General features: G+C 35.5%; 12 protein-coding genes and 4 tRNA genes. 14 read left to right on the top strand and 2 right to left on the bottom strand.

Annotated features, from left to right (window positions below):
- Positions 1–9: 9 nt before the first annotated feature.
- Positions 10–1,344, top strand: a complete 1,335-nt coding sequence (locus CKBE_RS03405) for a replication-associated recombination protein A (protein WP_015238189.1) — start codon at positions 10–12, stop codon at positions 1,342–1,344.
- 45 nt (positions 1,345–1,389) lie between these two features.
- On the top strand, positions 1,390–2,733 hold the full coding sequence (gene serS / locus CKBE_RS03400; RefSeq protein WP_015238188.1) for a serine--tRNA ligase: 1,344 nt from the start codon (positions 1,390–1,392) through the stop codon (positions 2,731–2,733).
- A 10-nt stretch (positions 2,734–2,743) separates the two neighbouring features.
- On the opposite strand, the gene CKBE_RS03395 is transcribed toward serS, so the two are convergent.
- Positions 2,744–2,834: transfer RNA gene (locus CKBE_RS03395), tRNA-Ser, on the bottom strand.
- A gap of 150 nt (positions 2,835–2,984) precedes the next feature.
- Here CKBE_RS03395 and CKBE_RS03390 point away from each other — a divergent pair.
- From CKBE_RS03390 to pnp, 6 genes are all read left to right on the top strand, one after another.
- Positions 2,985–3,743: a YaaA family protein gene (locus CKBE_RS03390; RefSeq protein ID WP_015390051.1), complete on the top strand. Its 759-nt coding sequence runs from the start codon at positions 2,985–2,987 to the stop codon at positions 3,741–3,743.
- A gap of 395 nt (positions 3,744–4,138) precedes the next feature.
- Complete coding sequence (gene ilvB, locus CKBE_RS03385) at positions 4,139–5,857, top strand: biosynthetic-type acetolactate synthase large subunit (RefSeq protein ID WP_015238186.1); 1,719 nt, start codon at positions 4,139–4,141, stop codon at positions 5,855–5,857.
- An 11-nt stretch (positions 5,858–5,868) separates the two neighbouring features.
- On the top strand, positions 5,869–6,360 hold the full coding sequence (gene ilvN / locus CKBE_RS03380) for an acetolactate synthase small subunit (protein ID WP_015238185.1): 492 nt from the start codon (positions 5,869–5,871) through the stop codon (positions 6,358–6,360).
- A gap of 53 nt (positions 6,361–6,413) precedes the next feature.
- Positions 6,414–7,430 carry a ketol-acid reductoisomerase gene (gene ilvC, locus CKBE_RS03375; protein ID WP_015238184.1) on the top strand — a complete coding sequence of 339 codons (1,017 nt, stop codon included), beginning with the start codon at positions 6,414–6,416 and terminating at the stop codon, positions 7,428–7,430.
- Between the two features lie 395 nt (positions 7,431–7,825).
- Positions 7,826–8,095, top strand: a complete 270-nt coding sequence (rpsO, locus tag CKBE_RS03370; protein ID WP_015238183.1) for a 30S ribosomal protein S15 — start codon at positions 7,826–7,828, stop codon at positions 8,093–8,095.
- 64 nt (positions 8,096–8,159) lie between these two features.
- A complete protein-coding gene (pnp, locus tag CKBE_RS03365) occupies positions 8,160–10,265 on the top strand; it encodes a polyribonucleotide nucleotidyltransferase (protein WP_015238182.1) in 2,106 nt (701 codons plus the stop codon).
- Between the two features lie 3 nt (positions 10,266–10,268).
- On the opposite strand, the gene CKBE_RS03360 is transcribed toward pnp, so the two are convergent.
- A tRNA-Leu gene (locus CKBE_RS03360) sits at positions 10,269–10,353 on the bottom strand.
- A gap of 170 nt (positions 10,354–10,523) precedes the next feature.
- Between CKBE_RS03360 and CKBE_RS03355 the strand changes: the two genes are divergently transcribed.
- The 6 genes from CKBE_RS03355 to CKBE_RS03330 all read left to right on the top strand — a co-directional run bounded on the left by CKBE_RS03355 (position 10,524) and on the right by CKBE_RS03330 (position 14,530).
- Positions 10,524–10,611, top strand: a tRNA-Ser gene (locus CKBE_RS03355).
- A gap of 93 nt (positions 10,612–10,704) precedes the next feature.
- Positions 10,705–11,682 (top strand): NAD(P)H-quinone oxidoreductase, encoded by a 978-nt coding sequence (locus CKBE_RS03350; RefSeq protein ID WP_015238181.1) that lies wholly within the window; start codon positions 10,705–10,707, stop codon positions 11,680–11,682.
- 37 nt (positions 11,683–11,719) lie between these two features.
- A complete protein-coding gene (tpiA, locus tag CKBE_RS03345) occupies positions 11,720–12,463 on the top strand; it encodes a triose-phosphate isomerase (RefSeq protein ID WP_015238180.1) in 744 nt (247 codons plus the stop codon).
- A gap of 21 nt (positions 12,464–12,484) precedes the next feature.
- Positions 12,485–12,817, top strand: coding sequence for a preprotein translocase subunit SecG (gene secG, locus CKBE_RS03340; protein ID WP_015390050.1), 333 nt, complete (start codon positions 12,485–12,487; stop codon positions 12,815–12,817).
- A gap of 78 nt (positions 12,818–12,895) precedes the next feature.
- Positions 12,896–12,980, top strand: a tRNA-Leu gene (locus CKBE_RS03335).
- Between the two features lie 362 nt (positions 12,981–13,342).
- Entirely contained in the window at positions 13,343–14,530 is a 1,188-nt protein-coding gene (locus CKBE_RS03330; protein ID WP_015238178.1) for a porin, read from the top strand.
- Positions 14,531–14,608: the final 78 nt, after the last annotated feature.

Here is a 14,608-nt window from a genome sequence, read left to right as displayed (position 1 = left end):
ATAATATTTATGAATTTTGATGCAAGTTATTTCAATCAATCTGGCAATAAATGCATTCCTTTAGCTGAAAGGCTGAGGCCAAAAAATTTAGATGATGTTATCGGTCAATCTCATCTTATAGGGATAAACAAGCCAATAAGAATCGCAATAGATAGTGGAAAATTGCACTCGATGATAATGTGGGGGCCTCCAGGAGCAGGAAAAACTACTATAGCAAGATTGTTCTCTAATGATATTGATTTTGAGTTTTTATCAATATCTGCCGTCCTCAGCGGAGTTAAAGATATAAGAGATGCTATTGTTTTTGCAAAGAATGCACAGCTTAATGGCAAGAAGACTATTTTATTTATAGACGAGATACATGGTTTTAATAGATCTCAGCAAGATGCATTTCTCCCACATGTAGAAAATGGTTTGTTAATTCTTATAGGGGCTACTACTGAGAATCCTTCTTTTGAGATTAATTCTTCTTTATTGTCAAGAGTAAAGGTCTATATTTTAAATCATCTTAGTAAAGAAGATTTATCTATGCTTTTATCTAGGGCCATTATAATTTTGAATAAAGAATACGCAGAACACAAGAATATTTATATTGATGAAAATGCTTGTTTGAATATTATATCGATGGCAGATGGAGACGCTAGACGTGTTATAAATCTGACTGAGATTGTTTTTGAGTCAGCTTTAGTTTCTAAAATCAATTTAATAACCTCATCTTGGTTAAAGGCTAACTTTTCAAGAGATTGTAGAATGTTCGACAAAGGTGGTGGCTTTTTTTACGATCAAGTTAGCGCTTTACATAAGTCTATAAGAGGATCGGATCCAAATGCAGCATTGTATTGGCTAGCTAGTTTATTAACATCCGGAGCGGATCCAATGTATATAGCTAGGCGTTTAATGCGTATTGCTGTAGAGGATATAGGCATGGCAGATCCTAGAGCAATTGATTTTAGTGCAAATTGTGGAAGAATATATCAGTGCCTAGGCTCACCTGAGGGTGAGCTTGCATTAGCAAATGCTGTTGTTTATATGTCTTGTGCTGCTAAATCAAATTCTGTATATAATGCTTTTAACTTAGCATGCAACTACGTTAAGACTGATTCTAGTAGGGCTGTTCCTGGCCACCTGCGCAATTCTTCAAAAGAGTTTACAAGAAAATCGGGGGTTTATAGAGAATACAAGTATGCCCATGAATTTCCTAATGCTTATGTTCCATCAGAAGATTATTTTCCAGATGAAGTTAAGGAGCAATTTTACTTTCCAACTGATTATGGTTTAGAGCATAAGATAAAACAAAAAATTGCTTTCTTAAAGAGATTGGATATAGAAGAAAATAGTAAGTAATCTCGATAGTGATATTTTTTAATTTTTTATTATTTGTAGAGAAAAATGTTAGATACAAGTCTTTTACGTAAAGAATTAGATCAGATAGCTGATTTATTAAAAACACGTGGTTTTTTTCTGGATTCTTCAAAGTTTGAATATTTAGATAGTTGTCGAAAAAATATACAACAAGAAACAGAGATATTACAGTCTAAAAGAAATCATTTGGCAAGGCAGGTTGGTCAGCTTAAAGCTAAAGGATTAGATGTTGGGGATCTGATTATTGAATCCCAAGTCATACCGGTTGCTCTTAAAAATCTTGAGGACAAATTATCTTCTTTAAATAAAGATATAAATGATTTCTTATATTCTATACCTAATATCCCTCATAAAAGCGTCCCTATAGGATTAAATTCTTCAGATAATACTGAGATTAGAAGATGGCTTCCTAATGGAGTGTCTATTAATAATGAGCCAAATCCTTTCAGTTTTATTCCTAAAGATCATGTGGTTTTAGGGGAGTCTCTTGGTTTAGATCTTGATTTGGCCTCAAGAATGACTGGTTCTCGTTTTTCATTTATGAAGGGAAAGATAGCATTATTGCATAGAGCTCTGTCTCAATTCATGTTAGATCTTCATACTAAGAATCATGGATATGAAGAATGCTATACCCCATGTATAGTCAATTCGAATACTCTTTTTGGAAGTGGTCAATTGCCAAAATTCAAGGAAGACATGTTTTCAGTGCGGCAAGGAGAATTTAAGCAAAATGACAATGTAGATAATAATGATTCTAATGATGATCAGTATCTTATATCAACATCAGAGATAACATTAGTTAGCACTGTTTCTGGATCTATAATACCAGTGGATAGTCTCCCGATTAAGCTAACTGCATGCACCCCATGCTTTAGATCAGAAGCAGGCAGTGGTGGGCGTGATGTTAGAGGTCTGATTCGTCAGCATCAGTTTGATAAAGTTGAGTTGGTGCAAATAGTTCACCCAGACTTTTCATATGATGCTTTAGAGGAGGTATTAGGGCATGCTGAACTGGTTTTGCGGTCATTAAATATTCCATATAGAGTAGTCTTGCTTTGTTCTGGCGATATGGGGTTTTGTTCTTCAAAAACATATGATTTAGAAGTTTGGTTGCCTTCACAAAGTAACTGGAGAGAGATTTCATCTGTTTCAAACTGTGAAGCATTCCAAGCGAGAAGAATGAAAGCTCGTTTTCGTGATAAAAATGGAAATACCAGCTATTTGCATACTATAAATGGATCTGGTTTAGCCATTGGAAGAACTCTAGTTGCTATTCTTGAAAATTACCAGCAATCAGATGGTAGTGTAATTGTTCCAAGTGTCTTACGGTCATATATGGGTGGCATGGAAATAATGGAGCCATCATGCTAGTTAACCAAGTTGGCGGAGAGAGTGGGATTTGAACCCACGGTACACAAATAGCATACTCCTGATTTCGAGTCAGGTGCATTAGACCGCTCTGCCATCTCTCCTGTGTTATATGTGAAATCATTTTGAAACTATACTTTATTGTCCGATACTAATATGTTGTTTATGTATAGTCAATTAAGTTTTTAAGATTATTATCATAAGATGAAGACTATTTTTTATCTAGGATTATCTAACAATGAGGAGTTTGAAGATTGTTATTGCTGATTTCCCCTTCTAAGTCCCTTAATCTAACTAATACTACTTCCATGATAAAGTGGAATACAAGGCCATTTTTCTTTAAAGAAAGTCTTATGTTAGTAAAAGAATTAAGAGAAAGATCTTTGATTGAGTTGTCTGATATTTTGAAAATAAAAGTGAATTTGGCTAGATCTGTTTTTGCTTATTATTCAAATTGGAATGCATTATCAGAATTCCATGCATTATCTATCTTTAAGGGGAGTGTTTATAGGGCTCTGAATATATCTAATTTTAACTTGGAAGATTTCTTTTGGGCTCAAGATCATTTGTTAATTTTAAGTGGATTGTTTGGTATTTTACGTCCTTTAGACTTTATAAAGCCATATAGATTAGAAATGAGCTCAAAAATACAAATTTTAGATTTTAAGAATCTGTATGCATTCTGGAGTAGTGCTATTACAGATTTTATTAATAACGAAATAAAAAAGAAGAAGCTAAACTTCTTAGTAAATTTATCATCTAATGAGTATTTTAATGCTATAGATCTAAACAAAGTTAATGCTAGTATAGTTAATTGTGTATTTCAAGAATATAAAATCGACAGATGGAAAATTATTGGAGTTAATGCGAAAATGCTAAGAGGCCTTATGGCTAGATATGTTATAACTAATAAGATAGGGAGCATCAATGATTTAAAAAAATTCTCTTATGATGGCTACGAATACGATGATATCGCTTCTAATAATGAATGTTTATTTTTTAGAAAAAAATAGCACAAGTGACAATCTTTTGACAAATTATCTTATCCATTTTTTAGGAAATAGTTTATAATCTAATCTAATGCGGCGAATCGTTGCTTTTTTATATCTTCCTGTTTTTTATCATAAAACAGAGTGTTGATTTGTGGAATTTTGTATATTATTGCAAAAGTTGCTTTTGGTTATGTCATGAGCATTTGCCAGGGCTTTCATTTCGATCTTGTACGTCATTGACGGTTGTTCGATGCCCTAAGACAAACTGGTGTTTATTTTTTATCCCGAAGTTATTAATGGTCTTACTATTTTCATAAAAACATCTGGCGTTTAAAAAAACAATTCCTGTTTGGTTATCTTTGCTATAGATATGAGAATCTTTTGGGGCCGAACTTGTATTGAAGGGAAAATAAATAATGGAAATGAATGGAGCTGATGTACTTGTACATTGTTTGGCAGAGCATGGAGTTGAACATGTTTTTGGTTATCCAGGCGGAGCAGTTTTGTACATTTATGATGCGATTTTTAAACAGGATAAATTTCAACATATTCTCGTAAGGCACGAGCAAGCTGCGGTTCATGCTGCTGATGCTTACTCTAGGTCGTCTCAGAAAATTGGCGTCTGTATTGTTACCAGTGGCCCAGGAGCCACTAATGCTATCACGGGGATAGCAACGGCATATATGGATTCTATTCCAATGATCATTATTAGCGGACAGGTTTCTAGTGAAGTGATTGGAGAGGATGCTTTTCAGGAATGTGATACTATAGGCATTACTCGTCCTTGTGTCAAACATAATTTTTTAGTTAGAGATGTAAAAAATCTTGCTGATACTATACGACGTGCTTTCTATATAGCAACAACGGGTAGACCTGGCCCAGTATTAATAGATATTCCTAAAAATATTACTGCAGCAAGGTGCAAGTATTCTCCTTCTAAAGAAGCAGTTTTAATGCGATCTTATGCTCCTGTAATTAAGGGTCATCAAGGTCAAGTAAGAAAGGCAGCTCAGATACTCCTTTCGGCTGAGCGTCCCATAGTATACATTGGTGGAGGGGTGGTTCTATCTAATGCATCCAGTGAACTTAGGGACTTGTTGCTAAAGTTGGGGGCGCCTTGTGTTAACACTTTGATGGGTTTAGGGGCAGTGGCTTTTGATGATCCACAGTGTCTCGGTATGCCTGGCATGCATGGTTCTTATGAGGCCAATTTTGCACTACAGAATAGTGACGTTGTTCTTGCTGTTGGAACGCGTTTTGATGATAGAGTTGTTGGTAATGTAAAACATTTCAATCAAAACTCTAGGAAAATAATTCATATAGACATAGATCCATCTTCTATTTCTAAACGCGTTAGAGTTGACGTTCCTATAGTTGGAGATGTTAAAGATGTCTTGGTTAATATCATTGAGCAAGTTGATTACCTAAGATCTATTGCTGCTAAGCAGGCATCAACTAAAAAGTGGTGGGATCAGATTAAAGAATGGCGCGCTAAAAACAGTAAGAAATATTCCAATTCTGATAATGTTATTAAGCCTCAGTTTGTGATTGAAAAATTGTGGGAGGTGACTGGTGGTAATGCTATTGTAACATCTGATGTTGGTCAGCATCAGATGTGGACGGCTCAGTATTATGGGTTTCGTAGCCCTAGACGCTGGATAAATTCTGGCGGATTGGGAACTATGGGTGTTGGTCTTCCATATGCTATGGGTGTACAAAAGGCTAACCCAAATGTTGATATAGCAGTTGTAACTGGAGAAGCATCTATTCAAATGAATATACAAGAGATGTCTACTTGTCTCCAATATAATCTAACTCCCAAAATAATTTGCCTTAATAATCGATTCTTGGGGATGGTTCGTCAGTGGCAAGAAATTGATTATGGGTCTCGATATTCACAATCATATATGGAGTCTTTACCGGACTTTGTTAAGCTTGCTGAGTCTTATGGGCATATCGGCATTCGTATTGAAAAGCCATCTGATATTGAGCCCGCATTAAGAGAAGCTTTTACTAAGCATAGGGATCGTTTAGTATTTATGGATTTTATTACTGATCGTACAGAGAATGTTTGGCCTATGGTAAAAGCTGGTCGTGGATTGACTGAAATGCTGCTCGGTCCTGAAGATTTATAGGGTGATTGTATATGAAACATGTTATTTCTGTGCTTATGGAGAATGAGCCTGGCGCGTTGTCCCGTGTAGTTGGTTTGTTTTCAGCTAGAGGGTATAATATTGAGTCTCTTACTGTTGCTCCTACTGAAGATTCCACATTATCTCGTTTAACAGTTGTTACTATTGGATCTGATGATATTATTGAGCAAATAACTAAACATTTGAATAGGTTAGTAGATGTTGTTAAGGTAGTTGATTTTAAGGATGGTGCTCAGATTGAAAGAGAATTGCTCCTCATAAAGGTTCGTTCGGTTGGTAAGGAACGTGAGGAAATGAAAAGAATGGTTGATATTTTTCGCGGGCATATTATTGATGTTACTTATAAATCATATACAATTGAGCTCGCAGGCACACAGAGTAAAATACAAGCTTTTATAGATAGTTTAGATCGTAGTGCTATTTTAGAGACGGTGCGTACTGGTCTATCTGGAATAGGTCGAGGGGAAAGAATCCTAAAAGCATAGCTTTTAAAGCAATCTTTGATGGGTTTATTATTAAAATGACGGAGTGTTTTTTTATGAAAGTTTTTTATGATAAAGATTGTGATTTATCGTTGCTAAAAGGTAAAACTGTAACTATATTGGGTTATGGTTCACAAGGGCATGCACATGCTCTTAATTTGCATGATTCTGGTATTAATGTAGTTGTAGGTCTTCGAAAAAATGGGTCTTCTTGGAACAAGGCTGTAAATGCTGGGTTGCAGGTTAAAGAAGTGATTGATGCAGTAAAGTCAGCAGATATCGTTATGATGTTGCTTCCAGATGAAAATATAGCTTCTGTTTATAACGATGCAGTGCATTCAAACATTAAGAGTGGGGCTGTATTGGCTTTTGCTCATGGTTTTAATGTTCATTATGGCCAAGTTATACCTCGTGATGATATAGATGTTATTATGGTTGCTCCTAAAGCTCCAGGACATACTGTTCGTGGAACATATAGAAATGGTGGTGGGGTGCCACATTTAATTGCTGTTTACCAGAATAAATCAGGTGTTGCTCGTGATATGGCATTATCATATGCAAGTGCTAATGGAGGTGGAAGAGCTGGAATAATAGAAACCACATTCCGTGAAGAGACAGAGACTGATTTGTTTGGTGAGCAGGCTGTTCTATGCGGCGGTACAGTAGAATTGATAAAGGCTGGTTTTAGTACTCTGGTAGAAGCTGGTTATGCTCCAGAAATGGCTTACTTTGAATGTCTCCATGAGCTCAAGCTTATAGTAGATTTGATTTATGAGGGCGGCATAGCAAATATGAATTACTCTGTATCTAATAATGCTGAATTTGGTGAATATGAAATAGGTCCTAAGGTAGTTACTGATGATACTCGTAGAGCTATGCGTCAATGCTTAAATGATATCCAAACTGGAGAGTATGCAAAGAAATTTATTCTAGAGAACCAAGCTGGCGCTCCAACATTGATATCTCGTCGCCGTATTAATTCAGAATCTCAAATCGAACAGGTTGGTGCGAAATTGAGATCTATGATGCCTTGGATTACAGCTAATAAATTAGTAGACAAAACCAAGAACTAGTATAGAGTTCTTTGTCTTTGTTTTTGCAGCACTTATCCTATTATTTGGGTATGTGCTGTTTTTTGATTAATAGTAATTACCATAGTGCTCCTTGTATCATAACTATACTTATAATTTACTTTCTAGAATTTTCTAATTATTTGCATTTTCATTTTTTGTTTTCTATTAAAAAGATTTAATGCTTGTTTGTATACATTTAATATTGATTGATTGTTGCAATTAATATTTTGCATAAATAATTGCTAAATTATAAATATTTATAATAAGATGTAAGTTTTAGGTTATTTTATATTTTGTTGTTTAATAAATTGTATATAATTAAAACTTAAGGTTATTTTTATTTTAATCACTTTAAAACACCTCAGTTTTAAAGCATGTTCCTTTAAGAGGCATAAATGTCTGTATCAGATATAAAAAAGAGCGATATAGTATCTCAATTTCAGCGTAGCAGCAGTGATACTGGCTCCCCAGAAGTTCAAGTTGCTCTATTAACGGCTCGCATTAATGAGCTAACACATCATTTTAAAAAACATATTAAGGATCACCATTCGCGTCGTGGTTTGTTAAAAATGGTTAGTAGACGTAGGAAGTTATTAGTTTATTTAAAAGACCGTAATCCTGATTCATATCGATCTTTAATAGACAGGTTAAGTTTGCGTAAATAATTATTTATATTAAAGCACCGTGGTCAGTGAAACTAACCACGGTTTTTTGTAAGGAATATTTGTCATGTTTAATAAAATGACTAAAACATTCCAATATGGACAACATAAAGTTACCATTGAGACTGGCGAGATAGCTCGACAAGCATCTGGATCTGTATTGGTTTCGATGGGTGATACTGTAATTCTAGCTACTGTTGTTGCTAGTAGAGAAGTTAAGGATGGGCAAAGTTTTTTCCCATTAACTGTGGACTATATTGAAAAATCTTATGCTGCTGGAAAAATTCCAGGAGGTTTCTTTAAAAGAGAAGGAAAGTCATCAGAAAAGGAGATATTGATCTCAAGATTGATTGATAGGCCGCTAAGACCTTTATTCCCTGATGGTTTTTATAATGACGTACACGTTGTTGTGCATGTTTTATCGGTTGATCCTGACATAGATCCCGACATTCCTTCCATAATAGGCTCTGCTGCTGCTTTATCTCTTTCTGGTGTTCCTTTTCATGGGCCTATCGGAGCTGCTCGTGTTGGATTTATAGATGGTATGTATGTTTTAAACCCAACTAAGACTCAGATAAAGTCTTCAGAATTGGATCTAATTGTAGCAGGAACAGTAGATGCTGTTTTGATGGTCGAGTCAAGTGCTAATGAGCTTTCAGAAGATTCTATTTTAGATGCCATTATGTTTGGCCACAAAAACATGCAAATCGTCATTGATAATATTAATGATCTTGTTTCATTGGCAGGCAAAGACAGTATAGAATGGATTCCTGCGGTAAAAGATAGTAGTTTAATCTCCTATATTTCAAAAATTGCTTTAGAAAAATTATCATTAGCTTATAGTTATCGCGAAAAGAAAGAAAGACATCTAAAACTAGAAGAGATAAGATCTTTCGTTAAGAGTTCTATTAGGAATGATTATGTGCATTCTAGGAATACTATCCCGGGTGATACTGAAATAGATGGCTTATTATTTGATCTAGAATCAAAGATTGTTAGAGAGAAAATATTAAATGGAGAGCCAAGAATTGATGGTAGGGATACTCGTACTGTTCGTCCTATTGATATAAAACTGGGTATTTTACCTCGTGCTCACGGTAGTGCTTTGTTTACTAGAGGGGAAACACAAGCGCTTGTTGTTGTTGCATTAGGAACAAAACAAGACGAGCAGATCATAGAATCCTTGAATGAAGAGTATCGCGATAGGTTTATATTTCACTATAATATGCCGCCTTTTGCAACAGGAGAGATTGGAAGGATAGGTGTTCCTAAAAGAAGAGAAATAGGACATGGTTGTTTAGCAAAAAGAGCCTTATTGTCTTCTTTGCCTGATCCCAAGGAGTTTCAGTACACAATAAGATTGGTGTCTGAGATAACTGAATCTAATGGATCATCATCTATGGCTTCAGTGTGTGGTGGATCCCTAGCTATGATGGATGCTGGAGTGCCTTTTAGAAATCATGTTGCTGGGGTAGCGATGGGTCTTATACTAGAGGATAGTAAATTCGCTATACTGACAGATATTCTAGGTGATGAGGATCATCTTGGTGATATGGATTTTAAAGTTGCAGGAACAGTAAATGGTATTACTGCACTACAGATGGATATTAAAATTCATGGAATTACCAGGGATATTATGAAAATAGCTTTAGATCAGGCCAAGGATGGCAGATTCCATATCCTAAGTAAAATGAAAGATAGCATCAATTCTTCTCGCGCTGAACTATCTTCTTTTTCTCCTAAAGTTTTGAGTATTCGCATTAATCCAGAGAAAATTAGAGATATTATAGGTAAGGGTGGAGCAACAATACGTTGTATAACTGAAGAAACTTCTACGCAGATTGATATTTCTGATGATGGTTTGGTTACTATATCTGGAGTTAATGAAAATGATGTTCAAGAGGCTCAAAATAGGATAACTGAGTTAACAGCAGAAGTGGAGATAGGTGGAGTTTACGAAGGCAAGGTTAATCGCATATTAGATTTTGGTGCTATAGTACAACTTTTCCCTGGAAAAGATGGCCTTTTGCATATTTCAGAAATAGCAAATCATCGCATTCAAAATATAAATGAAGTATTATCTGCAGGTCAAAGAATAAAGGTGAAAGTAATAGAGTCTGATGATAAAGGTAGACTTAGATTGTCAGCAAAATCACTAAATGATTTTGAATAAGATTGGTGCACCCAGCCGGAGTCGAACCGGCATGCCTTTCGGCGAGGGATTTTAAGTCCCTTGCGTCTACCAATTTCGCCATGGGTGCAAACGCATAAAATAATATGTTCTATCTATTATTATAGGATTTTTAAATATATCATTGCTTTATAATATATCCAAGAGAATTTAATGGATATGCAGAAAATATTATTTTTTTTATACAAATAAGCTGTTATGTAGCAACATTTCACTATTATATTATATAATAATAGTCTAGGAAGTTTGGCAGAGTGGTCGATTGCACTGGTCTTGAAAACCAGAGATCTGAAAGGGTCCCAGGGTTCGAATCCCTGAGCTTCCGCCAATTATATTTTTTGTGGGTCTTTGTTATTGAGTTATTTTTGGTTTTATAAGATAATTCATAACCTCGTTTTTATAAGTTTGTTTTATTTATCAAATGAAAGCGATAGAAATTACTAAATTTGGTGGTCCTGATGTTCTTTCTATGGTCAACCGTTCTATTCCAGAAATCAGGAGAGGAGAAGTCCTAATTAAGGTTGCTGCTGCTGGTGTTAATAGGCCAGATATTTTTCAGCGCCAAGGCTTCTATAAGCCTCCTATTGGGGTTTCTAATATCCTAGGTCTTGAAATTTCCGGAGAAATTGTAAGTGGCGATGCTCATCTAGGTGGTTTTTCTATCGGCGACAAGGTATGCGCGCTGGTATCTGGTGGTGGTTATGCCCAATATTGTATAGCTAATGTCAAGCATTGTTTACCTATACCGCTTAATGTAAGTCTAGAAGATTCTGCAGGTTTGCCAGAGGCGTTATTTACATCTTGGAGTAATTTAGTAGATAAAGGAAAAATAAAAAAGGGAGAATCCTTGCTTGTGCATGGAGGGTCTAGTGGTGTTGGTGTTATGGCTATACAATTAGCTAAATCATTGGGATGTAATGTTTATGCAACTGCTGGCAGTGATAGAAAAGTTAATTTTGTTGAATCGATAGGCGCAATAAAATGTATTAATTACAGATCAGAAGATTTTGTATCTGAGATTAATAGAATAACTAAATGTAATGGCGTTAATGTGATTTTGGATATGGTTTCTGGAGATTATTTCGACCGTAATTTAAGTATTTTATCTAGAGGCGGCAGATTGTTAATTATTGCATTATTAGGTGGGGCTTTTAGCTCAATAAACTCTGGATATATTTTAAAAAAAGGCCTTATTGTGATTGGTTCCATGCTAAGGCCACAATCTGTTGCATTTAAACATATGATTGCCAGATCATTGCGTCAAGTTGTTTGGCCTTTGTTCTCTAGAGGGGAGATAAGGCCAATGACTTATTCATATATTCCATTTGAGAATGTCATTGATTCCCATAAGCTTATGGAGTCTGGAGAACATGTTGGTAAGATCATTCTGGTTATGTGACATATTTTTGTTAATTCTATAAACAAATATTATATTTATGATAATTAAAAAATCCAATCGTCTTGTTCTAGGAAACTGGAAAATGCATGGTAGTATCTTAGAAAATACTATTTTACTCAGCAAATTACGAAATGTAGACCATTCACTACATTGTGATTTTGGTATTTTAGCTCCTTTCCCCTATCTATCGCAAGTTCTAACCATATTGCATGGCACTAAGATTTGTTGGGGGGCTCAGAATATTAGCATGTATAATTTTGGCGCTTATACAGGTGAGGTTTCCGCAGCTATGCTTAAAGAATTTGGTTGTAGTTTAGTTTTAGTAGGACATTCGGAGCGTAGGATTTTATATAAAGAGACTAACCTTGACATTGCGGGAAAAGCTTCTGCTGCATTATCTTTAGACATTACTCCGGTTGTATGTTTTGGTGAGACGCTTGACGAATACAATTCAAAAAAAACGTTTAGTGTTATTGAAAGCCAGGTTTCTAGTATACTTGAGCTTGGTGGCAAAAGCGTTTCTAGAATGATTTTTTCATACGAGCCTGTTTGGGCGATTGGTTCTGGATCGGCAGCTAGTCCTGAATACGCTCAGGATATACATGCTTTTATAAGAGGAATGTTACATCAAGTAGGAGCTGACAGTATTAGGATATTGTATGGAGGCAGTGTTAAAGCAAGTAATGCTGCAAGTTTTTTTGTTATGCCTGATATAGATGGAGCTCTAGTTGGTAACGCTTCACTTGTAACTGATGATTTTTTAGGCATTACAAAATTATAGTTGTTTAATATGGAGCTGTAGATGTCTTTATTTTATTTTTTTATAACGGTCTTTCAGGTTATATCTGCAGTGGCTGTAGTGCTACTTATTTTGCTTCAGAGTGGAAGTGGATCTAATATTGGTAGTTCGTTTGGAACAGGATCCGCATTTAGTGTCTTTGGTCCTTCTGGATCAGCAAATTTTTTATCCAAAAGCACTAAATGGTTTGCGATAGTATTTTTTGCTAGTACTCTTAGTTTGGCATGTTTGAATTATAAGTCTTCTGTCAATACTTCCAATCGTAGTATAATGGAAAGTATAGGTAATGATACTTTATTGTCTAATGTAGATGATTTATTAATAAAGGTTGATTAAATAAAATCATATTCACGGTTACAATTTGATTATTTAATGAGACTGGTTGTGGTAGAATCCATGTTATCTGTTTATTAAGCCGACGTGGTGGAATTGGTAGACACGCTATCTTGAGGGGGTAGTGGCGAGAGCCTTGCGAGTTCGATTCTCGCCGTCGGTACCAGAAATAATCAAATAACATATAGATGTCATCTATTAGATGAAGTATTTGTTGTTTTGTTGTTTTTTTGTAAAGAGTTTAGAATCTATAAATTTGTAATTTGCATTATTTCGTATAGACTGATTAAGGTTGGCTAGTTTTTAATTAACTTGGTCTGTACATTGTGAGTGAAAGTTTATAGTGTTTCATAATGTTGTGTTGTTACAACATGCTTTATGTTGCTCTTTGATTTTTATATTGCACATTTTGGCCAGTCTAGCTAAATTTTGATGCAATTTTTCTAAATTCAACTTACTGAATTTGGAATTTGTGTTGTGTGTAATTATGTGTCGCTCTTGTCACTCAAATTATTGGAGATTTTTTATATGAAAAAAACTCTGCTCGCTGCTGCTTTAGTTGCTAGTTTTGCTAGTGTTGCTCAGGCAGAAACATCTGTGAACTTATACGGAACAGTTGATACAGGCATAAATGTAAATTCTGTTGAGGTCCGTGATTTTCGTGGGGTAAGGCATGAGATTAGTCGTGTTGGGCCAGTATCAGGTGCCCAGAGTGGATCTCACTGGGGATTAAAAGGCTCTGAAGATCTGTCTTCTGGTCTTCGTGCTGAATTTGTTTTAGAAGGTGGTTTCAATTCTGGAAATGGTGACGGTTTGCAAACACGTCGTGTTTTCGGAAGACAAGCCACAGTCGGTTTGTCTAGTGATTCTTGGGGTCGAGTAGATTTAGGTCGTCAGACAAATATATCCAGTAAATATTTTACTGGCATAGATCCTTTTCATTCTGGATTTGAGCAGGCTAGTATGGGCATGGGCATAGGTCCTACAAATGCTCTTCGCTATGATAATATGGTCATGTATCAAACTCCTTCTTATAATGGGTTTGATTTTGGCATTGGTTATTCTTTTTGTATAGATACTAGAATTGCTGATACTAATTGCGTTACTGTTAATAATGCATTTTCTGCAGAAGAGGCGTCTAATTGGAGGACAGCAGAGAATGATAGGGCTATAACAGCGGGTATTCGTTATAGCAATGGTCCTTTGACTGCTGCTTTTTCTTATGATGCGGTAGATGGTTCTAAGAGACGTGTAGCTCGTGACACTTACTTTGATGTAAGTCCTCGTTCTTATGTTATTGGTGGTTCTTATGACTTTGAAATTGCCAAAGTTTCTATGGCGTACGCAAGAACTATAGATGGATGGGTTGGTGCTCTTAACGTAGCTGGGTTCCGTGATTTGATTGGATTAAGTCGTCTAGTTACAGAATTTGCAAATGGGTTTTCTGCTAATTCATATATGGTTGGATTGAGTGCTCCTATAGGTAACTCTGGTAATGTCTTTGGTTCATGGCAGTGTGTTTCAGCCAATCCAAAGCCAAATGGAGCAAGGTTAACTGGGGATAACGATACTATGAATATTTATAGTATTGGGTATACTTATGACCTATCTAAACGTACTAATCTTTATGCATATGGATCTTGTGCTTCAGATTATGCTTTCCTATACAGCGCAAAAAGCAAAGTTGTTGGTGTAGGTTTGCGTCATCGTTTTTAGTTTTTTTGAGCTAATCGCTGATTAAAATAAAAACCACCCCTTGAGGGTGGTTTTTATTTTGTGTTTATTTAGTTTATA

Source organism: Candidatus Kinetoplastibacterium blastocrithidii (ex Strigomonas culicis) (assembly GCF_000319245.1).
In the GTDB taxonomy this organism is placed as follows: Bacteria; Pseudomonadota; Gammaproteobacteria; order Burkholderiales; family Burkholderiaceae_B; genus Kinetoplastidibacterium; species Kinetoplastidibacterium blastocrithidiae.
Note: the sequence above shows the minus strand (reverse complement) of the source record. Positions and strands in the feature narration are given on the sequence as shown.

Excerpts from the sequence above, each read along its gene's own strand:
- CKBE_RS03405 (WP_015238189.1), top strand. The coding sequence starts at position 10 with ATGAATTTTGATGCAAGTTATTTCAATCAATCTGGCAATAAATGCATT.
- serS (WP_015238188.1), top strand. The coding sequence starts at position 1,390 with ATGTTAGATACAAGTCTTTTACGTAAAGAATTAGATCAGATAGCTGAT.
- ilvB (WP_015238186.1), top strand. The coding sequence starts at position 4,139 with ATGGAAATGAATGGAGCTGATGTACTTGTACATTGTTTGGCAGAGCAT.
- ilvN (WP_015238185.1), top strand. The coding sequence starts at position 5,869 with ATGAAACATGTTATTTCTGTGCTTATGGAGAATGAGCCTGGCGCGTTG.
- ilvC (WP_015238184.1), top strand. The coding sequence starts at position 6,414 with ATGAAAGTTTTTTATGATAAAGATTGTGATTTATCGTTGCTAAAAGGT.
- rpsO (WP_015238183.1), top strand. The coding sequence starts at position 7,826 with ATGTCTGTATCAGATATAAAAAAGAGCGATATAGTATCTCAATTTCAG.
- pnp (WP_015238182.1), top strand. The coding sequence starts at position 8,160 with ATGTTTAATAAAATGACTAAAACATTCCAATATGGACAACATAAAGTT.
- CKBE_RS03350 (WP_015238181.1), top strand. The coding sequence starts at position 10,705 with ATGAAAGCGATAGAAATTACTAAATTTGGTGGTCCTGATGTTCTTTCT.
- tpiA (WP_015238180.1), top strand. The coding sequence starts at position 11,720 with ATGATAATTAAAAAATCCAATCGTCTTGTTCTAGGAAACTGGAAAATG.
- secG (WP_015390050.1), top strand. The coding sequence starts at position 12,485 with ATGTCTTTATTTTATTTTTTTATAACGGTCTTTCAGGTTATATCTGCA.
- CKBE_RS03330 (WP_015238178.1), top strand. The coding sequence starts at position 13,343 with ATGAAAAAAACTCTGCTCGCTGCTGCTTTAGTTGCTAGTTTTGCTAGT.